The organism is Lysinibacillus sp. F12 (assembly GCF_057773605.1).
Map to the genome: position 1 here is coordinate 201,299 of NZ_JBYMLP010000005.1, position 21,030 is coordinate 222,328.

22 protein-coding genes are annotated in these 21,030 nt (G+C 35.6%); 4 read left to right on the top strand and 18 right to left on the bottom strand.

Going from position 1 to position 21,030, the window contains the following annotated elements; genetic code table 11:
• Positions 1 to 68 precede the first annotated feature (68 nt).
• A complete protein-coding gene (locus AC3CH7_RS20280) occupies positions 69 to 473 on the top strand; it encodes a carboxymuconolactone decarboxylase family protein (RefSeq protein ID WP_012295984.1) in 405 nt (134 codons plus the stop codon).
• Between the two features lie 60 nt (positions 474 to 533).
• On the opposite strand, the gene AC3CH7_RS20285 is transcribed toward AC3CH7_RS20280, so the two are convergent.
• The 7 genes from AC3CH7_RS20285 to AC3CH7_RS20315 form a co-directional block, all read right to left on the bottom strand.
• Positions 534 to 950, bottom strand: a complete 417-nt coding sequence (locus AC3CH7_RS20285) for an Rrf2 family transcriptional regulator (protein WP_012295985.1) — start codon at positions 948 to 950, stop codon at positions 534 to 536.
• Between the two features lie 106 nt (positions 951 to 1,056).
• The gene (locus AC3CH7_RS20290; RefSeq protein ID WP_031416663.1) at positions 1,057 to 1,581 is read right to left on the bottom strand and encodes a cupin domain-containing protein; all 525 of its coding nucleotides are present in this window, start codon (positions 1,579 to 1,581) and stop codon (positions 1,057 to 1,059) included.
• Positions 1,582 to 1,809: 228 nt separating this feature from the next.
• Positions 1,810 to 2,928, bottom strand: coding sequence for a serine hydrolase (locus tag AC3CH7_RS20295; RefSeq protein WP_488381849.1), 1,119 nt, complete (start codon positions 2,926 to 2,928; stop codon positions 1,810 to 1,812).
• 800 nt (positions 2,929 to 3,728) lie between these two features.
• Positions 3,729 to 3,950: a hypothetical protein gene (locus tag AC3CH7_RS20300; RefSeq protein WP_036162419.1), complete on the bottom strand. Its 222-nt coding sequence runs from the start codon at positions 3,948 to 3,950 to the stop codon at positions 3,729 to 3,731.
• Between the two features lie 68 nt (positions 3,951 to 4,018).
• Complete coding sequence (locus AC3CH7_RS20305; RefSeq protein WP_012295988.1) at positions 4,019 to 4,195, bottom strand: hypothetical protein; 177 nt, start codon at positions 4,193 to 4,195, stop codon at positions 4,019 to 4,021.
• Between the two features lie 286 nt (positions 4,196 to 4,481).
• The gene (locus tag AC3CH7_RS20310) at positions 4,482 to 4,925 is read right to left on the bottom strand and encodes an SRPBCC family protein (protein WP_025113581.1); all 444 of its coding nucleotides are present in this window, start codon (positions 4,923 to 4,925) and stop codon (positions 4,482 to 4,484) included.
• A gap of 124 nt (positions 4,926 to 5,049) precedes the next feature.
• Positions 5,050 to 6,498, bottom strand: a complete 1,449-nt coding sequence (locus tag AC3CH7_RS20315) for an Msr family ABC-F type ribosomal protection protein (RefSeq protein WP_447402614.1) — start codon at positions 6,496 to 6,498, stop codon at positions 5,050 to 5,052.
• 542 nt (positions 6,499 to 7,040) lie between these two features.
• Between AC3CH7_RS20315 and AC3CH7_RS20320 the strand changes: the two genes are divergently transcribed.
• On the top strand, positions 7,041 to 7,880 hold the full coding sequence (locus AC3CH7_RS20320; protein WP_012295994.1) for a YitT family protein: 840 nt from the start codon (positions 7,041 to 7,043) through the stop codon (positions 7,878 to 7,880).
• 50 nt (positions 7,881 to 7,930) lie between these two features.
• Here AC3CH7_RS20320 and AC3CH7_RS20325 read toward each other — a convergent pair whose 3' ends face one another.
• Positions 7,931 to 8,836, bottom strand: coding sequence for a D-alanine--D-alanine ligase (locus AC3CH7_RS20325; RefSeq protein ID WP_036162422.1), 906 nt, complete (start codon positions 8,834 to 8,836; stop codon positions 7,931 to 7,933).
• A gap of 4 nt (positions 8,837 to 8,840) precedes the next feature.
• A complete protein-coding gene (gene pdxR, locus AC3CH7_RS20330) occupies positions 8,841 to 10,310 on the bottom strand; it encodes a MocR-like pyridoxine biosynthesis transcription factor PdxR (protein ID WP_012295996.1) in 1,470 nt (489 codons plus the stop codon).
• Positions 10,311 to 10,619: 309 nt separating this feature from the next.
• On the opposite strand from pdxR, the gene AC3CH7_RS20335 reads away from it, so the two are divergent.
• Together AC3CH7_RS20335 and AC3CH7_RS20340 are read left to right on the top strand one after the other, a co-directional pair.
• A complete protein-coding gene (locus AC3CH7_RS20335; RefSeq protein ID WP_036164988.1) occupies positions 10,620 to 11,402 on the top strand; it encodes an ABC transporter ATP-binding protein in 783 nt (260 codons plus the stop codon).
• Positions 11,399 to 13,012 (top strand): hypothetical protein, encoded by a 1,614-nt coding sequence (locus AC3CH7_RS20340; RefSeq protein ID WP_447402615.1) that lies wholly within the window; start codon positions 11,399 to 11,401, stop codon positions 13,010 to 13,012. The genes AC3CH7_RS20335 and AC3CH7_RS20340 overlap by 4 nt, the downstream gene beginning before the upstream one ends.
• 46 nt (positions 13,013 to 13,058) lie before the next feature.
• On the opposite strand, the gene AC3CH7_RS20345 is transcribed toward AC3CH7_RS20340, so the two are convergent.
• The 9 genes from AC3CH7_RS20345 to AC3CH7_RS20385 all read right to left on the bottom strand — a co-directional run bounded on the left by AC3CH7_RS20345 (position 13,059) and on the right by AC3CH7_RS20385 (position 20,980).
• Entirely contained in the window at positions 13,059 to 13,673 is a 615-nt protein-coding gene (locus tag AC3CH7_RS20345; protein WP_031416679.1) for an ABC-2 transporter permease, read from the bottom strand.
• Positions 13,674 to 13,677: 4 nt separating this feature from the next.
• Positions 13,678 to 14,535, bottom strand: a complete 858-nt coding sequence (locus tag AC3CH7_RS20350; protein WP_012296000.1) for an ABC transporter ATP-binding protein — start codon at positions 14,533 to 14,535, stop codon at positions 13,678 to 13,680.
• Positions 14,536 to 14,913 carry a GntR family transcriptional regulator gene (locus tag AC3CH7_RS20355; RefSeq protein ID WP_031416681.1) on the bottom strand — a complete coding sequence of 126 codons (378 nt, stop codon included), beginning with the start codon at positions 14,911 to 14,913 and terminating at the stop codon, positions 14,536 to 14,538.
• Positions 14,914 to 15,451: 538 nt separating this feature from the next.
• Positions 15,452 to 15,877 carry a MarR family winged helix-turn-helix transcriptional regulator gene (locus AC3CH7_RS20360; protein WP_332291129.1) on the bottom strand — a complete coding sequence of 142 codons (426 nt, stop codon included), beginning with the start codon at positions 15,875 to 15,877 and terminating at the stop codon, positions 15,452 to 15,454.
• Positions 15,867 to 16,145 carry a transporter suffix domain-containing protein gene (locus AC3CH7_RS20365; RefSeq protein ID WP_012296003.1) on the bottom strand — a complete coding sequence of 93 codons (279 nt, stop codon included), beginning with the start codon at positions 16,143 to 16,145 and terminating at the stop codon, positions 15,867 to 15,869. The genes AC3CH7_RS20360 and AC3CH7_RS20365 overlap by 11 nt, the downstream gene beginning before the upstream one ends.
• A gap of 149 nt (positions 16,146 to 16,294) precedes the next feature.
• A complete protein-coding gene (locus tag AC3CH7_RS20370; protein WP_488381850.1) occupies positions 16,295 to 17,932 on the bottom strand; it encodes a DUF4179 domain-containing protein in 1,638 nt (545 codons plus the stop codon).
• Positions 17,919 to 18,452 carry an RNA polymerase sigma factor gene (locus AC3CH7_RS20375; RefSeq protein WP_031416685.1) on the bottom strand — a complete coding sequence of 178 codons (534 nt, stop codon included), beginning with the start codon at positions 18,450 to 18,452 and terminating at the stop codon, positions 17,919 to 17,921. The genes AC3CH7_RS20370 and AC3CH7_RS20375 overlap by 14 nt, the downstream gene beginning before the upstream one ends.
• 258 nt (positions 18,453 to 18,710) lie before the next feature.
• Positions 18,711 to 20,072: a TraB/GumN family protein gene (locus tag AC3CH7_RS20380; protein ID WP_012296006.1), complete on the bottom strand. Its 1,362-nt coding sequence runs from the start codon at positions 20,070 to 20,072 to the stop codon at positions 18,711 to 18,713.
• A 215-nt stretch (positions 20,073 to 20,287) separates the two neighbouring features.
• Complete coding sequence (locus AC3CH7_RS20385) at positions 20,288 to 20,980, bottom strand: stalk domain-containing protein (protein WP_012296007.1); 693 nt, start codon at positions 20,978 to 20,980, stop codon at positions 20,288 to 20,290.
• Between the last annotated feature and the right edge of the window lie 50 nt (positions 20,981 to 21,030).

Here is a 21,030-nt window from a genome sequence, read left to right on the forward strand (position 1 = left end):
TTTCCCTTCTATTTCGCATGTTAACTACGTTATTCATATTTTACACTAATTAAAAGGAGGGAAGACTAATGACACTAATTCATTTATATAACAAGGGATTAACACCATTTCAACAACTATTAGGCTATAACGAGGACATACAGTCGCACTGGTTACAACTTGGGAAAGCAGTCGAAAAGGACGGTCATTTATCTGCACATTTGAAAGAAGAGGTCCGAAAAACATTGGCACAAAAAAATGGTTGTCAGTACTGTCAGGCAAAAGGTCTACCAGACCCTCAGCATTACGATGAGAAAACAACTGTTTGCACAGGTTTTGCTGAAGCATTCTTAGTCACTAAGGGGCATACTGCACCCTATATCACTGCTCTCTTAAAGGACTATTTAACAGAGGCAGAAATCAGTGAACTACTGGCATTTATTTGCTTCACCACCGCACAGCAATACTTCGGGGCCCTTATGCAATTGAAATAATAACAGAACTAGGGTCCCCCTAGTTCCTATCCGCCAGTCTCAACCTTCTATCCGCCTACCTCATTTTTTATCGATTTCATGGGCTATATCAATAATAAATTTCTTACTTAGCTCTTCTTTCATATTATTCTCAGCATCCACCATTACTTGTTCAATGAGACAACCTTCGTTATGAAAGGAATCCTCATGATCAGAGGAACAACTAAATAATGTGGTTTGTCCTTCGATAGCGTAAATCACATCTAAAAAGGAAATTTCTTGAGGTCGCTTAGAAATACGATACCCTCCATTAACACCTGGATTCGATTCAATTAAACCAGCCTTTACAAGCTTTGTTAAAATTTTCGAAAGGTAGGTTGGGGATAGTTTCTGCATGTCTGCTAGCGTCTCGACATTCATTGATTTACCTTTAGGCATATTCGTCAAAAACACCATTGTATGTAACGCATAGTTTGTTGCTTTTGAATATTTCATCATTCATTACCTTCTTTCATTAAATAAGGACCTTTATTATCTGCAATTAAAAAACATTCTACCATATATCGAAAAAAAAGCATGTTTAATAAAACACGCTTTTTATCTTTTAGTTATTTTGACCATAGCCCGCTTCTTTAGCCACTGCATCTGCCTTCGTCACATGAATAGTCCCAAATGGATGGTTGGGTGGCGCATAAATCGTGTAAAGCTTTAATGGTTCATTTCCTATATTTATAATATTATGCCATGTCCCTGCGGGTACCATGATGGCTGTATCTTCAGAAACATTTCTTTGAAAGTTTAAATAATCCTTCGTCGGTCCCATTTGGGCAACTCCTTTACCCTCTTCAATACAAATGAACTGATCAACATGAGGATGCACCTCTAAGCCAATATCATCTCCTACATCGATGCTCATCACAGTTACTTGTAAGTTGGACCCTGTCCACAACGCAGTACGGAAATTTTTATTATGCTTCGCTACCTCCTCAATGTCTACAACGAATGGCTCTGGTCCATAATCTGTCCGCATATTACTTCTGTTCCCTTGTTGCTGTGCTGGATAAGCCCAATAAACAGGGTGATAGCCGTAATTATAAACGGGGTAATTATGATAATAAGGGTAATGCATCCATCTCAATCCTCTCACATATTATTAATGTATAGTATGCAGACGGTTGAAGGAATGTACGAATTCTAGCTACCTCGGCTATACGGACGCTCTTTGGATATCATTATAAAAAAAGGGATGGGGAGCTTCCCATCCTGTGTTATGGCTTATTTGAATGACATGATCCTACATTCTCAGATTGTCTTGAAAGGTTGCTTGATGAACATAGATGATTTTAGAGGCAATGCATCACTCAGATAATTCACTTTGAAGACGCATCCTAAATTTTTCATCTGTAAGAAATTTCAATTGAAAACTATTCATACTAGTAGATAGTTTAATTTGTTCCATTGTATTTAAATCGTTAGCAAAAAAGGCTATCTCCGTCTGATTCCCTTCCTTATCCTTCGCATAGGCAGCTAGTGTCAATACGAAGGCTGTTGACCCTCCTTTTTGACCTGCGTGTGTAAGCCATTCTTGATTTTTCGGATTTTGCATCAACTTTTCCATTACAGGATCTAAATATTTATGTACATCTTCAGTAAAGTAATTTTTACTGTTCAATTTTTCTAAAATAGATATGTAATCACTTGTTGAAGCCCTTATTAAACGATCAGACCATACCCTTTGAACATCCATATTGAGCATTTTTATGGCCTGAGCTTTCTGCTCTTTTGTTAAAGGTTCTTCTAGCCAATTTTTGTGAATAGCCCATGCCCTTTCTCGATATTCAGCCATCCCCATATCTTTTAAGGCAGTTAGTGTTTCTTTTTCCGTTAGGCTCTTTTCATCTCGTAGTTGGATAGGGATATAGAGAGCACTTGTGATTGGATAGAGGGGTTCATGACCTTTTACACCCAGTTGAGTGAGAACCTTATTGATATTTTGAAGCCCTAGTATATGCATTAAATAATCTGTATTGGCATTAGAACTATAAGTAATCATTCCATTCGCAACCTCGCTCAGCGGTACACTTTCCTTGCCATTGAGGTTTAACTGCGCTAGCCACGCTTCATGGGCGCCTCCATCTGTTTTAGGGATATAAAATGTCTCTAATTCCCTTAAGCGAACTTGTTGCTGAGGATTAATATGTCCATCTGCGGCTTGTTGAGCATATGCGATAGCTACGATGATTTTAACTGTACTGGCTAATGGTAGCTGTTCCATGGTGTTTAGTTCCACCCAATACTGCTGATTGTGTTGAATGGCTACGGAAACATTTTTATCAGCTCTATGTTCCTTTATAAATTGAACAATATATTCTGGGTCATCCTTCTGCATCTCTTTTTGAAATTTCCAAAATACTATACCTATGACAAACCCTGCACAAATTAAAAGGCCACCCATCATCCAGTATATTTTTTTCACTTTAATCCCTCCATCACTCTGCTACTTCCACCAACCATTGCTGTAATGCTGTAGACAACTGGTTTAATCGCAACGCTACTTCTGTGTTTACTTCATCTTTATGACATTACTGCTGGTTAAGCGTTTTTTCGACGGACCTAAACATATAACTAGCAGTAACATTGATCTAGCGCAACCAATGTTACTGTATCATTGTTCAGTAAATAAACACGACGGTTAGCACTTTTTTATTTTTCAAAAGCTGAAGAAGTCTTGCTTTAATACCAAAGCTTTATTTAATTTGATAGTAAGAAACAAAAACCCATCTATAATCTCCATTTACGTGAGATTTAGGTGGGTTTTGAATGTGTTAATTTAGTCATCGCCCCTCTTCTTGATAAATAAAACTAATGCTAATGAAGCCAAAAAGAATAAACTTAGATGGAAACTTAATAAATTAGCAATGTATTGAATGTAATAATGAGTATTAAGTATTGAACTTTGTTGTAGCATTAAAGTAGAAATAATTGTCGGACTAAATAACGAAATAACAGCAATAAAAATTATACAAGTTGAAAAAATTTTTTTATCCAAAAAATCACCTATCAATTCTGTTTATACATATCTATAAGTTTTTGTATAGGATACTCCCACTGGTTTTCCTGCAACCCCACTCCCAGCACGAACATATTTAGTAGAAATAATTTGTCTTTCAGGAACCCAATAATCAAAATGATACTGATCAAGTACAGGATAAGCGCTTAATTCTACTCGTCTTACTTTTTTCCATTGTGGTTAGCTGAAGCTGTATATTTACCAGTTTAGCTTACCGCATGTGTACTTGAAACACTAAACCCAACTGCAATGGAAACAGCATTTTTATTAAAACCGCTTATTGTACCATCAAGAGTAGCTGAAGCTGAAAAAGTATTAGTTAAGCTCATCTCTATTCCTGGTTCTCCCCATAACGTATTAAGCAATTGTGTACCTTGAGTTCTACCGGCAAGAAATACATTGTCTGCATACGGTACGAATGCGCTCATTGGTTGGACACGTAAATTTTCTTCGACATTTTCTTCAATTGTTCTATTACTATCAATAACTGTTACAGTTAAAATATTTTCATCTTCATATAACTATTGACAGCATTTTCGAAATCTAATTCAGAATTGTAATTTGCTCTATCGACTACTATTTCCTCATTATTTAATTCTGCTGCAGAACTTGGTGTAATTGAAAACCCTAAAAATAACAATAATCCTAAAAATGTTAACAATAAGTATCTCATTACTTCAATCCTATTTAATTTTGGAAAATATTTTACAACTAATTAATATGGTAACATATATGGAAAATATTAAAACATTCATTTATGTTATCTTAGACCTTTTCAATTTTTAATAAAAAAAACATAATCATTTTAATCTTTAATAAAATTAGATTTAAATGATTATGTCTATTTTAAATATTAAGCATAGTTTACCTGACACGTTTTAAATCCTGACTTTTAAAAAAAGACTTGTCCCTCATAGTGGCATCAATATTTAAGGTCATTACATTATAAGCTAAATACTCTAATGAATTAATGAAGCTCTTAAAGTATTTATGCCATTTTCTAAGTATCCTTTGAGACAGGTTAATGTATAAATCCAGCCTTCTTTTTGGCCCATCATTTTCGTCACAATTTCCGGATCATGTGCGTTCAGTCCTGATTCCACTACCTCAATGATTGTCTCACCTTGATATTCCTCAAGAGTCATAGTAACAATCGTCACTTCACCATGCTCCTCCCCCCAAGAAAATACAATTTTTTTGTTAGTCTCTATTTCAAGTACAGAGATAATTCCTTCTGCACTATACTCCTCGTATCTCAATGTAATCCTCTTCCCCTCTGCCCATCTTTCAGAGCTACTAGAAAACCAATAATGTCCTATTTCAGTAGGGGAAATAATGGCTTCAAAAACTTTATGAGCTGGCTGCTTGATTTTTAATTTAGTCGTCACATTCGTATTCATCATCGATCATCTTCCTTTTTATAGTGTCTATCTATCACATTCGCCAAATTATCCCTCTTCCCTCTCTTTTATTAAAAATTTAATAAAAAAATGCGATTCCCCTCATGGTAGAATCGCACCCTTACATTTAAAATATCTTATTATTTTTTATTGTGAGATGTATGTCTGCTACATTTTCGATAAAATTTTTATCATGGGTCACGAAGATTACGGTCCCCTCATAAGCCGTTATAAATTGCTCTAGCGCTTCTAATGCTTGAATATCTAAGAAGTTGGTTGGCTCATCCAATAACAGTATATTATAGTTTCCCAAAAACAGATAACATAGCTGGAGGCGTATTGCTTCCCCACCGCTTAATGAGTTCACACTCTTTTGTATATCAGTTCCTACAAATTGCATGGAACTTAAAATATTTCTTAAAAAGCCTTCATCGTAATCAGCGCGATTTTTTAAAAATTGGAGAACTGTTTCCTCACTTTTAAATTGATAGCTCATTTGATTAAAATAGCCGACTTTAGCCTTAGGAGAAATGGTCAATCCCTCCCCATTAGTTGCAATATATCGTAATAATGTACTCTTTCCGCAACCATTACTACCTGTAAGCGCAATTTTTTTACCCAATGGTATTTGGAAGTTTACTTCTTCCAATAGTGCTTTTTCCGGAACGTGTAACGTGAATTGATCTGCTATAATCGGAAATTTATTGTGCAGTTCTAAAGCTTTCGATTGTCGAAAAACTATTTTTCTGTCTACCTGCACCGCATCTACTTTCTGAAGCTTCTCTATTCGCTGTTCTATTGCCTTGGCTGCCCGTTGTACGTTTTTTTGACTTGTACCTTTGGACTTTGTCATAAACGTAAGGTTCGGTTTTGCATGAGCTTCTCTTTTTGACATGTTACCTGCTTGGGTAATTTTTTCAGCCTTTTTCATTTTATCTTCAGCAGCTTTTTCAAGACGACTTCTTTCTTTCAAGTACAAGTCATGCGCATGACGTTGTTGATCTCGCTCCAGCTGCTTTTGCCAAGCATAATTACTATAATTGCCCGAATAAATGTTTACTGTGCCCCCATCAATCTCCCAAATTGTTGTGACCAATTCATCCAGAACCGCTCGATCATGGCTAATTAGTACGAGCGCACCATAGTAATAACGCAATTCATCCACTAGAAATGAAATACCCTCTTGATCTAAATGTGTCGTTGGCTCATCAATGAGCAGTGCCTCCTTATAATAGGAGAATAATTGTGCTAACTTTAATCTCGTTTGCTCTCCACCACTTAGTCCCTCAGAATTTGATGGAATAGCTAATTTCCCTAATAACTGTCCCTCCGCCTCTACGAGCATTGGTGCTTCCATTTGTTCAAAATAACCGAAATGTACATGACTTTTTACTATCCCACTTGTGGGCTGAATCTTGCTAGCCAGTATCTTCATTAATGTACTTTTCCCAGCGCCATTTTTCCCAACGATACCGATACGATCAAATTGGTGAATGGCCAATTTTTCAATGTTTAAAATCTCTTTATCTAAATAACTTACAATTAGGCGATCTAATTCAAAGCAAACTTTTTCCATACGACTACCTCCCGAAATTGAATCATTTCGTATCGATAGCTATGGTACCGATACGAGCTTTTAGTTCAAGCTCGTATCAAAAGAATAATAGCATATGCATGATCTATTCCTCCTTATTGGATAAAGCAACCAATCACAGACAATTTGCCTGTAATCCAAGTAACTAGAATATATTTAGAGAATATGTCTCTACATAAAGGCGTGAGCTATTCTATTTCTTGTATGATAGAAGATGATTAAAAAAGGACAGACTATCTCGTATACTCTGGCTTCACAAACCGTTTTGACCCTATTCAGTTATTGGCTTAAATCAGGGCAACGTCGCCTCATCGAATATGTCATTTTTTAATAACCCTCCCAAAAAGTGTTATGACTATTATAAATATTTTTTCTAATTAGTCAAGGTCTTCCAGACTAAAGACATGTAAAAAAAGGACGATATATCCTAAATGAACATTACAAAAAAAGTATATCATTTGGTGAAAACCTGATATAGTATGGATTTAAGAAAAAATCTAATTTGATATGGTGGTGTTATGTGAATGAAAAAATACGTAATGGATATTTTAATGATTATGCTTGGATCACTGCTCTTTGCCCTGGCAGTTAACTTATTTGTTATTCCGAATGATTTGGGTGAAGGTGGCGTAACGGGTTTAACGATTATAGCCTATTATCTTTTCGGATGGTCTCCGAGTATTGTCAGCTTTATTATGAATGCAGCTTTACTAATAGTTGGCTATAAATTTCTAAATAGACAAACAACAATTTATACGATTATTGCCGTCTCATTCCATTCTTTATTCTTACATTTAACGGAATCTTGGTCGATTTCCTCAAATGAAATTATCGTTAATACGATTTTTGGTGGAGTATTTGCTGGGGTCGGTATTGGTTTAATTATTCGAGTTGGAGGTACAACTGCTGGTTCTACGATTTTAGCTAGAATCACCAACAAATACCTTGGTTGGAGTATTAGCTATGGACTTTTATTCTTTGATTTAATCGTTGCTTTTTCATCTTATTTTATCATCGGTGCAGAGGCATTAATGTTAACGATAATCATGCTTTATGTTGGTACAAAGGTGATGGAGTTCGTTATCGAAGGAGTTAATCCTAAAAAAGCAATTACAATCATCTCTAAAAAACCTGAAGACATTGCTGGACAGGTAACTGCTTACATGAACCGTGGCGTTACGGTACTTTCTGGTCATGGCTATTATACAAAGGAACAAAAAGAAATTTTATATATCGTCATTAGTAAGCAAGAAGTTGTAAAGCTCAAAAAAATAGTTAAAGAAGTCGACAAGGATGCCTTTATTGCCATTCATGATGTAAGGGATGTTTTTGGAGAAGGCTTTATTGAATTAGCAAAATCATAAGATAGTCAAAACACCTTTTGGATGTGACAACAAAAAGGTGTTTTTTCTATTTATCTATTATCAATTTGTAAGGAGCTATCAATTATGCTATCTAATAGGGCAGAATAGCTTATTCCAGCGGCAAGGGCGCTTTTGGGTAGCAGGCTATTTTGGGTCATGCCAGGTAATGTATTAACCTCCAACACATAGGGAACGCCCTCTTTAATTAACATATCTACTCTAGCATACACACTACATTTTAAAGACTTATAGCTGGTCATCGCAGCCTTTGCCACACGGTCATGAATAGCAAGTGGGAGTTCCACAGGCTCCTCTATTGTTGAAGCATCATCATATTTCGCCTGGTAATCAAAAAATACTGCCGTATGTTTGATTGAGAGGACTGGTAATAGCTTATCATTGAGGATTGGGCATGTAATTTCGTCACCAATCATGTACTGCTCAATAATGATTTCGTTATCCCACTTAAATACCTCTGAAACAGCTGCCAATAAGGCATTTCGATCATGGACAATTTGAACACCTACACTAGAGCCACCAGCATTTGGTTTAACAACAAGCGGATAACCTATCAGCTCTATGTCCTGTAATGGTAGCACCTCTCCCCTTATGAGATGCATCCAATCTGGTGTTGCGATCCCTTCATAGCGCAGTATTTTTTTGGCCATATTTTTATCCATGCACAAACTACTTGCTAGAAGACCGCTTCCTGTATAAGGGATACCCAATGTTTCTAACACACCTTGAATCGTGCCATCCTCCCCAAACTTACCGTGTAATGCTAATAAAGCTACATCGATACCTTGCACTTTTTCTATTACCTCTTGATGGTCTTCCAATAAGATTTCAACAACATCGTATTTTTGTTTATTTAAATGAGCAACCATTTCCTTCCCTGTCATCATCGAGACCTGCTTTTCAGAGGAGGTGCCACCCATGATTACGCCAACTCGCATTTTTTCAACCCCTTCTATCATTTCTTAATGTATCACCGATAATTTGAATACCCCGAACAATATCTTCTTCTGATAACCGTGAAAACCCTAGGCGAAATGTGTTTCTACCAAGTCCATTTGTGTAAAATACATCTCCTGGATAAAACACCACGCCTTTGTCATAACATTTTTCTAATAATTCGCGAGCATCAATGCCCTCTTCTAGTTCAATAAAGAGATGAAGTCCTCCATCCCCTCTGATTTTGCAAAAAGGGATATATTGCATAGAGGCTTGACGAGCAAGCTCATATTTTTTCTTGTAAACGGATCTTGCTTTCTTTAAATATTTTTCAAAATAACCATCCTGTAAATATTGATATAACACTGCCTGATCCAATGTCGATGTATGAATTGTTCGCGCTCTTTTCATGCTTTCTAGGCTGGCAATTAACGCCTTATCTGCTAAAATCCAGCCAACACGTAAACCTGGGAAAAGAATTTTAGAAAAGCTGCCAATGTAGACAATGTTATTACCTGACCCACTAAAAGCGATGAGTGGCGCCAAATGAGAGCTTGAATACCTTAATTCCTCATTAAAGCCATCTTCTACAATAGGTATTTCAAAGTTGGAAAATAGCTGAAAGATAGCATTCCTCTTCTCAGAAGAAGTGACAATTCCTGTTGGATTATGATAGGACGGAATAAGATAGGCAAAATCATAATCCATTTTGGCTAACGTTTTTTCCACCTGCCCCATGTCAATCCCATCATCTCTCATATCAATGCCATGTATATCTAGCCCATGTAAACGAAAAAGCTTCAATGCTGCGTGGTGTGTAGGATTTTCACATAGTACACGCCCAGATTTTTTGGCTATTGAGGATAATAAAATATCTAATCCCTCCGTAAAGCCGTTAGTAATTAAAATATCTTTATTAGAAATATCTACGCCCTTCATTTCCATATAATGAAGGAGATAATCGATTAAAGGCTTATACCCTTTTGCATAGCCATAATTCAGCACAATATCGCCTTCAAGAGACATCCGTGTAAGAAAAGCCCTTTTAAAATTTTCCACATCAAAAAGCTTTTCTTCTGGAGCAATGCTGGTAAAGGAGATCATTCCTTTTTGCCACTTTATATCTTGTCGTACTAAATCGATTTCATCAGCTAATAAAGTTGCAGTATTAAGCCTATTCTTCCAATCAAGTTCGATAGTGGACGTTTTCAAAGTAGTAACCTTACCTACAAAGTTGCCTTTTCCCTTCACTGCATAAATGATGCCATCCTGCTCTAGCTCGGCATATGCATTTAACACTGTATTTCTGCTAACTGCTAATAGCTTACTAAGTTCACGGGTAGATGGAAGCTTTTGATGTTCTAACAGATGCCCTTTGACAATCATGTCTTGAACATAATCCTTCAATTGCACATAAACAGGACGATCATCCACCATCTTAAAATCATTAAACAATCCCTGACCCCCTTGCTTCATTCTTGCACAACGAGAGCGAACTCAAAAGGTCCACTCATCATGTAATTTCCTATTATAGTGGTTGTTCTTCTTTCTATCTTATTTCAAAAATGTCAACCGTATCAAACGTGATAACGATCTTTTACACTGTTAACATGATAAGGGACATAGTGATTGATTTAAAAATGATTCGCCTAGACGAAAAGACATTAACCTTCCTTCATGGTCCATTAGGTCAACAATGGACCATTCCCAATAGGAATATATTTTCTTTTTATATGTTATAGTGTATTAATGGATATTTTTTCTATAATATGGAGGTGCACGAAATTGGAAGACATTTTAACGATTACAAATTTAACGAAAAGTTATGGAAATAAGGAAATATTAAAAGGTGTAAACCTTCATGCAGCTAGAGGAGAAATTATCGGATATATTGGTCCTAATGGTGCTGGCAAAAGCACGACTGTTAAAATTATTTTGGGACTTGAAGGTGATTATGGCGGTGAAATTAAGCTCTTTGGCAAAAGTATTGGGCAAGATCAAATAGACTATAAGCGGAGAATTGGTTACGTTCCAGAAATTGCGGATGTATATGACAATTTGACAGGCTATGAATATTTAACCTTTATCGGTCAGTTATATGGGCTAGAGCTAGAGGAAGCAGCTAACAAATCGAAATCGCTCATGGAATTGTTTGGAGTGGGTGAGGCATACCATTCTAGAATTTCCTCGTATTCGAAGGGCATGCGACAAAAACTATTAATCATTGCTAGTCTTATACATAATCCAGACTTACTATTTTTAGATGAACCGATCAATGGTTTAGATGCAAACAGTGTAATGATTTTTAAAGAGATTTTAACACAGCTTGCAGCCAATGGAAAAACAATATTTTACTCATCTCATATTATGGATGTCGTGGAAAAGATCAGTAGTCGCATCATCCTGCTATATGATGGCAACATAGCAGCGGACGGTACATTTGCGCAATTACAAGCCGGTAACACTGAGGGAACGCTAGAAAGGATCTTTAATCAATTAACAGGATTTCATGAGCATCAGGAGATTGGTGAGAAATTTGTATCCATCGTTCGAGGAGTACAATCATGACCGATTTTAAAACACTCCAATTGCTTGATTTATTCCGCTGGCTCTTTGTAAAAATGGGCATTGATTATGACATAATGAGAAAAATTCTTCATATCAAATTAACGATGGATGAACGTAAAGTACCCACACTATTTAACCAGAACAAAAAGAAGGACAATCAAAAATATGGCTATATTAAATCGCTATGGATTTATGTTTTATTCGGCCTTATTCTTATTCCACTCATGGGGTTTGGTCAAAATTTTCTATTTCAAATGAGCATTGCGTTTGCCATGATCATTTTTTTAATTATGACTTCATTGATTTCTGACTTTTCCTCAGTACTATTAGATGTACGAGATAAAAGTATACTATCAACTAAGCCGATTTCTGCTAGAACCATTAACGCTGCAAAATTTATGCATATTTTCATTTACTTATTCTATTTAACGATTGCCTTAACAGGTATCCCTTTACTTGTCAGCCTTTTTACGCAAGGAATTGTATTTTTCCTTTTAACCGTTCTAGAGATTATATTAATTAATTTGTTTATTGTAGCGATCACTGCCATTTTATATATTGCCATTTTACGCTTCTTTGATGGTGAAAAGCTGAAGGATATGATTAACTATGTACAAATTGCCTTGTCGTTAATGCTCATGATCGGCTATCAGGTTCTCATTCGATCCTTTGAATTCGTTGATTTGGATATGACAGTGTCATTTCATTGGTGGAGTCTCTTCCTAATACCCATGTGGTTCGCAGCGCCCTTTGACTTATTACTAAATGGTGATACTTCTTTATTAACAATACTATACAGCATCTTTGCCGTAATCATACCGATACTTTCGATTGGCTTATATATTAAACTCATTCCAACCTTTGAACGTAACCTTCAAAAATTATTAAGTACAAGTAAATCAAAAAAAGAGAAGCACAATCGACTGAAGACGTATTCATTAGCAATGCTATGTAGAACACATGAAGAAAGAGCATTCTTTCGTTTCGCCTCTCTTATGATGAAACAAGAACGAGAGTTTAAGCTCAAAGTTTACCCTTCATTAGGTTTTTCATTTATTATCCCATTTATTTTTATATTTACCTTTAGCAGATCCGAAAAGATTGATTACGCTACTAGTATGAGCTACTTAAATATTTATTTTAGTATGATGATTATTCCAGCTGCAGTACTTTTACTTGGTCATTCGGCTAAATATAAAGCTGCGTGGATTTATAAGATACTTCCATTAAAAGATTATACGAATTTACAAAAAGGCAGTTTAAAGGCTTTTTTAATCAAATTGTATGTCCCACTATTTTTAGTACTAAGTTTGGTCTTTAGCTATATTTACGGTATTCGAATTATCCCAGATCTACTAGTAGTTTTAGTGACAAGCTGGTTATATACACTATTTTGTTTCTTGATGATGAGCAATAAAATACCTTTTACCAAACCATATGATGAGGTTGGAGATGCTCAAGGCTGGAAAACTGTTTTATTGTTTATCCCTTTAGCTATGCTGGCAGGTCTCCACTATTTAATTGTTAGTCAAGCGGCATTCGGACCTACTATTTATTTCATAGTGCTTTTTTTCATCAACATGCTAGTATGGAAGTTAGCTTTCAAATGACAAAAACGGCTCGAGTCCCACCTTATATGGGACCGGCCGTTTTCTTTTAAAATGCCTTGCGCTTATATATCCTTACCGAGAGCATCCATGAGCCTATATATATTAGAACGATTAGTAATGAGACAATAAGGTATAGTTGTATTTCCTGTACAGTCATGAAATTTTGCACAACAGTTGTTATTTGTTTATTTAAGTTAGGGACAAAATAATTGATGATCACCATATAAACACCCAATAACCCCATAATAGCAATAGTTAAATACTTTGTTTTAAATTTATAGGAAATCGGCAGAATAAAAGAAATGACAATCATAACGAGGCCCATAATTAGCAATATTTCTTTCCACAATACAGCTACCTGTTTCCCATTTAAAAGAAAGTCGAACAAATACGTATAACACATAAAAAGCCCTGTAAAAATTAAAGCTCCAATATATTTTGAACTAACAATTTCTCTCCTTGTATAAGGTAATGAATTGAGTAAAATATTAGCATTATCTTTTTCATCATTCGAAAAAGCACTTAAAACAAATACGATACTATATATAAATACTATATATACTGATGGAACATTGACCATTAAATAAAGAATAATCGTTGCTATGTAAATGACTAGAATGTTTTTTTGAATTAATATATCTTTTAGAATAAGATTCAACATATCCTTACCATCCTTTCTTTGTATAATACATAATGTCTTCAAGCGTAGGCTTTTCAATCACAACTGTATCGCCAAATATAGTAGCTACCCGATGTTTATTGGTTGTTAATGCTTCAAAACCCCTGTTTGTTTTACGAAGGGAGACGAATTCCTGCTCCGTTTCACGATCTAATAAATCCAAGGTTCCTTTAACAATAGCGTATTCCTCTTGAATTTTGTAAAACTCCTTTGTAAAAATATGCTCGCCATTATGAATAAACGTTATATAATCTGCGATACGATCTAAATCTGTAGTAATATGTGTGGAGAAAAATATAGTTTTGTCCTCATCTTGCATTAACTCATGTAAAATATTGAGTAATTCTCTGCGAAAAATAGGGTCAAGGCCAGATGTTGGTTCATCCATTATGATTAACTCAGCGTGATGTGCTAACGCGATGGCTAATGATGCTTTCATTTTCATCCCTTTCGAAAAGGTCTTCATATTTTTGTTCAAGGGCAACTCAAACTGTTCCACATAATGCTGAAATGCCTCATCATCCCATCTTTTATAGGCAGGTTTAATAATCCTTTTCATATCCTTGAGTGTGATATTTTCATAAAATATATTCTCATCATAAACAAAACCGATACGTTCCTTTATTTCCTTTTCGTGTTTATCATAATTTTTACCAAAAATAGAAATAGTCCCACTATCCTGCTGCAATAAATTCATAATCATTTTAATGGTCGTTGATTTCCCTGCACCATTTCCTCCAATAAACCCTGTAACAAACCCTTTTTTAACGTGGATTGAAAAATCCTTTATTTGAAAACCATTAAAGGACTTTTGTATATGCTGTAATTCAATAACATTTTCCATTTATTCATCCTCCGTATACAATAAAGTAAGCATAGCCTTTAACTCCGCCAAACTAATATCCATTTCCTTCGCATTTTGAATCGCCACCAACAGTTTTTCCTCAATGGCCTTCATTTTTCTTTCCTTCATCATTTCTGAATTTTGTTCAGAGATGAATGAGCCTTTCCCAACAATAGAGTAAATATAGCCATTTTTTTCAAGCTCCTCATATGCCCGCTTCGTCGTAATGACACTAATCTCTAAATCTTTTGCAAGTTGGCGCATAGAAGGTAATGGCTGACCTTCTTGTAATTGCCCTGTTAGAATAAGCTTTTTAATCTGTGCATAGATCTGCTCATAAATAGGCTCTTTAGAACTGTTCGAAATAATAATTTGCATGCAAATCCCTCTTCTTGAAATATTGTATATATACTTTATATACAATATATACACATCGATACAAATATGCAAGTAAAATTTTCCTTTTTGTGAAATAAAAATAAAAGCATATAGCCCAATGAATGACTACATGCTTTTACGTTTAAATTGAAAATCAAGTATAGGTGTCTCAATCTGCTTACAGCCATAAGCGTGTCTTTTAAAGTGCGCCTAGTAACCTCATGCTCAGGTAAATAATCTTGTGTACCACGTACATTTTGGTAATCCATTTTTTTCATCACTTTTGCCTCCTCATTTTTTGACAAATAAAAAAACCGTATTCGATAAAGCTCTCCATCAGCTTTATTTATACGATTACATGAGAAAAAGTCTTCCTATTCAATATTAATTAAATAATAAAGATAGCAAGACTACTGACTATGATGATGTTTGGTTGTGTACGATTGGACAAAGTAGATTGTCATATGTATTCCCCCTTTTATGTTTAGGGATACTATAGGCATTTAAATAAGTTAAATATCTAATTATTTACATAATTTCACAGTAGCGCTTTTTTTAACTTTTCTAGTGCCTCTAGCACATTCGCCAAATCCTCATCCGATAGCTGCGCTTGATATTTCTCAGTGATTACTTGATTAAAAGCTTCACTTTCCTGTTTATACAGCAACCCTTTTTCACCTAATTCAATTGAAAAGCCACGTTTATCCTTGGCATGCTGCTTTTTTATAATATAGCCATCCTTTTCAAGCTTTGCTATCTGCTGGCTCACGGCACTTTTGGTAATCGTCATTTTCTCGGCTATTTCTGATGGTGAAATGGAAGGATGACGAATCACTAATGCCAAAAGGACCGCTTGCTGATTATTTAAATTGAACTTAGTATAGTCTCTTTCCATTTTCTCAAGAACAATCCAAATATCTTCAATTGTATGATTAATTTGCTCTGCTACATTGTTAGTCTTCATTTTTTTGAGTATCACCTTTTTCACGCCATTTTTTAGGATTAAGATAGCCTTTAAATTTGTTAGCTACTTCTTTCCCGACAAGTAAAGCGCCCAACCAAAATAAGATTTCAGCTACAATGATGCTGCCTGGAATAATACCTGCTTTTACTTTCGTAGGAATAGGTGTGAATGGTGTAATAATTGGAATTAACCACAACGAAAGTGAAAAAATAATAATCCCGATACCCAATTTATAGGCAATGGACTTTTGTTTTTCAATAGAGGGCATACAATGATTCTCCTATTTAATAATTTAGTTAAGTTAACTTAACTATATATTAAATATTATTGTAAGTAAAGCAATTATGGACATAATGAGTAAAAAACCCCATCTATTTGAGTTTTGATTGTCCAAATAGATGGGGGGGATTTTCATCCTTATTCTCCTATTCTTAGAGGTATACGGAGTTCTTCATCAGGTTGGAGAGTTGCGTACTTCCAAATATAAATATCAATGTCTTTTTTATTGAAATTATCATACTCGTCTATTATTTTATTATGATCCAAGCGTATGCGCGGTATTCCACCGACTCTTTCATTATTATCCAAGTAATATGTTTGCCCAACTCCACCGAACGATGGATTTGTACTAGAAGACTCCACATAGAAGTAATTGTCTTTCTTATAATATGTCCATGTGATAGGATATCCACCAATACTAGACGTTTTAGTTTGAGGTTTGTCCGATATATTAGTCAGTCGAACTGGTTGACTATCCCCTTCGAACTCATTAACTCGTTCCTTCGCAACAAGCGTTACAGGTTGATTGGCTAAGGCAGTAGCATTCAGACCTACCATTTCAAAATGAAGTTCCGTTCTGTTTGCTTCTAAATTTAATCTTCCTTTTAATAGTGTTCCACCTACATCAAGGTAATAGTCATTGTAAGGCACACGGATGTATGTCTCTTTATCTTTGGATGTAAAAATCAATCGTACTTGAGTCGGGGTCACTTTTATTTCATGGATTTTAGCCCCAACAGCAATTTCATTGTCCAATGGAATATTTAGTACTTGTTTAAATGACCCATTTTCCAAGTGTTTTTTTGATAGGTCCATATTAATATTCCAGGTACTCTCTTTGGTCTCTGTGATGTAATCATAAGTAAGCTGGAATTTTGCGCCTTCAGCCTGTAACACATCCGATTTAAATATTTGCTGACTCAAGTATCTCTCTGTAACTTCCCCTGGAGGGTGGAAACTAAAAGTTTCAGATTTTTGGATGGAATTATCTTTTACATTCATAGCCTCTATAAAAATCCCTTTATCCTGCATATCAGGATCTGTAAATGTAACCGTTGATTGAAGTAGTACTTTCCCTTTTGAATGTTCAAAGGAATGTAAGGTTACACTATCAATGCCATCCTTGTGAATAGGTAAGACTTGAGTATTAAAGTTGTTAGGATCATAGTTGATAGACTGCTTTCCAACATCGATGATTTGAATTCCTTCTATCGTAAAATCAATATTAGTCGTCTGGTCTTTTGCCACCCATTCTGTCTCAAATATACCTTGGAACATACCAAGTTCTTCGTTCCAATCCTGTAAATACACTCCCTCAATAAAGTTCCCCTCTGAATCTTTTAATCCAATCTGATCAAATCTTACATCATTTCCATCCCAAGAGGTGTTAGGTTTCAGGCTATACAGTAAAGAAGTTCTATTATCATCTATAAACGCCGTGTGTACCGTTAACGTAAATCCGTCCTTCGTAATGGATTGCTCAATCGTCTGACCTAAGCCTTGTGCTAATGCCGATTGAATACCAGCTCTATATGAAAGAATGTTTGACCAATCATAATTCAGAGCTGCATAAACTGGCGTGGCCATGAGCGCGACAGCTAGTCCAGCCACCAAAGCGAATTTCTTTCTTCTGCGGGGGCGTTGTTCAATCGTTTCACCTTCAGCCATCTTTAACTCATCTTGTTCAATAGATCTCCACATTTGTTCAAAGTCAGGGTAGACCATATTATGATCTGCCTTCATCAATTTTTTCAGCTTCTGTTCAGTGCGTTCCAAATTGATTCTCTCCCTTCAACCATAGATTTTGGTTTTGTTCCAGTTTTTTGCGCATTATTTTTAATGCTTTATGCAGCCTCGACTTCACTGTACCTACAGGAATTTTTAACGCTTCTGCGATTTCTACTAACGACAACTCACCGATAAAACGAAGGGTGACAACGGCCATGAGCTTTTCTGGCAGCTGCTTGAGCAATTCCTCCCATTCCTCCCCAGCTACCTTCTCCATGACAATAGTGTCTACGGACTTGACCAATGCCGTATTCTGCTCATGGAGAAGTTGAACCTGACCTTGTTTTTTCAATTGAGCCTGCTTTCTTTTTAACAAGTTTAAGCATTGGTTCATCGCAATGCGCATAATCCAAGCACGTGTATGCTCAATGCTTTTCCAATCCTGACGGAACACGGTGACAAATACATCATGGCAGAGATCCTCTGCATCTTGTGCATTTCTTAGCATGTAGTAACAGGTACGGTATACATCCTTATTGTATGAATCAAATAATTCTCGTTCTGTCAATCTGAGTCACTCCTTTCTGACTGTTCTACTTTATAAACAAATGACTATTAGAAATGGTTCATCTTTTTTAGAACTTTCTTGTTATGTAATTCAATTAACCTCACAATAAAAACAGGTAGCAATAGTGTTTATGATAGGATATCTAAAACCCTCTGTTTTTTAGCTTTAGATTATATCATTGGGTTAGGATATTATGGGTGCAACTAAAAAAAAGGCAACCCTAGCTAAATTCATAGCTTTGGGTAGCCTTTTCAAATTTTATTGATAAAACGGCTTTACCTTGTATCCGTTTTTCTCCAAATGATAACGAATATTTTTATCTACTAGGAAATGTCCTGATCCCACAACAACGAAGTACGTCCCTTTTTTCTCTTCCAGTACATTCATGATCTTCTTGGCCATTTGCTCATCACGTAAACCGAAAAGCATTTCATTGAACTCAGATGATGTACCCTCCATTGCTTGGAAGCTTTTTGCGAATTCTTCAACATTCCCTTGCTGCCAGCTTGTAAACCATTCTTGAAGCATTTCGGATTGATTTTCTTCAGATGGATTTATGATATTATCCAACACAGCAACTAGTGATTCCTCCTGTGCCTCTGGGGATAATGCTTCAAACATATCAACCTGTGCTCTTGTACCTTCTAATTCAATCACTGGCTTTTGCTGTAACTGTGCGTTCAATAAAAAGTATATATCAATCCCATGCATTGCCATTTCTTGTGGTGTCATTCCAAAGGAATCGTCCATTGCCAGCATTGATAATGCGTTAGAAAGCATCCATGGCTTTTGCACTGTCAGTTCCTCCATTGGAAGATTGTAAAGCTTAGCGACTTGTTCAAGCTTCGCGTATGTTTCTGGTGCAACCGTATCTTTTAGTGTTTTACCATCTGTATACATTGCTTTTTCTGCATAGTATTCGAGTGCTTTCGTATCCAAGATATTCGCCTCTACTAATAGCGCATCCGATTCATTGAATGCCTTTACTAGCTTTTTATTAAATGGATATAAGTCTGGTGTTCCTAGATGAATAGAACCTAGTAAATATACAAGTGTATCCTCATCCTCGACAACCCAAGCTACTCCGTTCGAACCTTGCTCTGCAAGCGCATATGTACTCTGAATGAAACGCACAGCTAATATAACAGCTTGTTGTGTCGTTGCCTTGTTCTCCAGTTGCAATCCGTTTGAAGAGCCTTGTAAAATATTATGCTCTTTCATAAATTGAATAGGATCTTTACCCACAGATAAATCATAGCGCGCTACAATATTATATAAACGTTTTACAATATCCCCACGTGTGTTATCGTTCTTCACACTCACTGGTTTATATTGTTTGTTTTCTTCTAAGCCTAGAGATGCAATTTTCTTTTCTGTTAAAGCTAGTAGTTCATTTACTTTATCTACCGGAATTTCTTGAAGGAAACCATCAAAATACCATTCCATTGGGTAGATTCCGTATTTTTCACCCTCATTTAATGTTGATATTGCCCACTCACTAATTGACGGTGTTAGAGGCAGTGACTGCTCCTCCGCATGAATCACAGGTACAACCGTTGTTAGCATCAATGAAGCACCAAGCAAAATAGCGCTTGTACGTTTCATGATCTTTTTTATCATAAGATTTTCTCTCCCTTTTCTTCTTCCTTAACTACAACGTTTGAAATTATACCATAAATATACCAACTATTTTATATGTAAATGTGAAAATATTTACAAAAATGTATGGACACTTAATTATGTTGCTATAGTTATTCAAGATCAATGTTAAACAATATTCACCCCATTAAATAAGACGATGACACACATTCTTGTCATCGCCTTTAAATTAAAGCTTATTGCGTAAATTTAGGGTCTAATATACCAAGGCCACTGCCTTCCATTTCAAACTTCACTTTTGAAGCACCGTCTAAATTAACATTAACCTTTACCTTTTCTTTTATTGATCCACTATCATAGATCAATTTATTATCCGCGTAAATTTTCATATAGCCTATGCCGAATGAGCCCGCTGCTAGCTTTTTAACAGGCGTTAGAGATGTTTCAAATGTCTTATACTTTCCATTAACTAAGTATTCAACTGTATGATCTTGTACAGCCCCTCCACCGTGGAAACCTCCTAGTTGATAGGATTGTTCAAACTTTTCTCCAGTACTAATAACAATAGAGCTCGGGTTATGGAAGAAGTGATCTTCATCACTCCCAATAGGTTTTACATCTTTTAAAGAGATGAATTTAGGAACATCACCAATATAAACGGATTTTGATTTGCCATCCCATGTCACATTTTTTCCTAATGATTCAGCAATAAATCGCATCGGAACATAGGTAGTTCCTTCATAAATAAAGCCAGATTGACCCTCTTGTGGCTTTTTTTCCACCTTATCTACATAGTAATGAATCGTATCTTGATAAACATTTATTTTTTTCAAACTGCTTGCTGCGTCTGTTGTTGAAAGGTAGGTGAAGGTTAAACCTCCTAATATAAAAAAGCCTAAATAACTTGTTATGATAAGTAGTTTTTTCATATAGTACACTCCTTAATATATTTATATGTAATTATACCAAAAATTACATA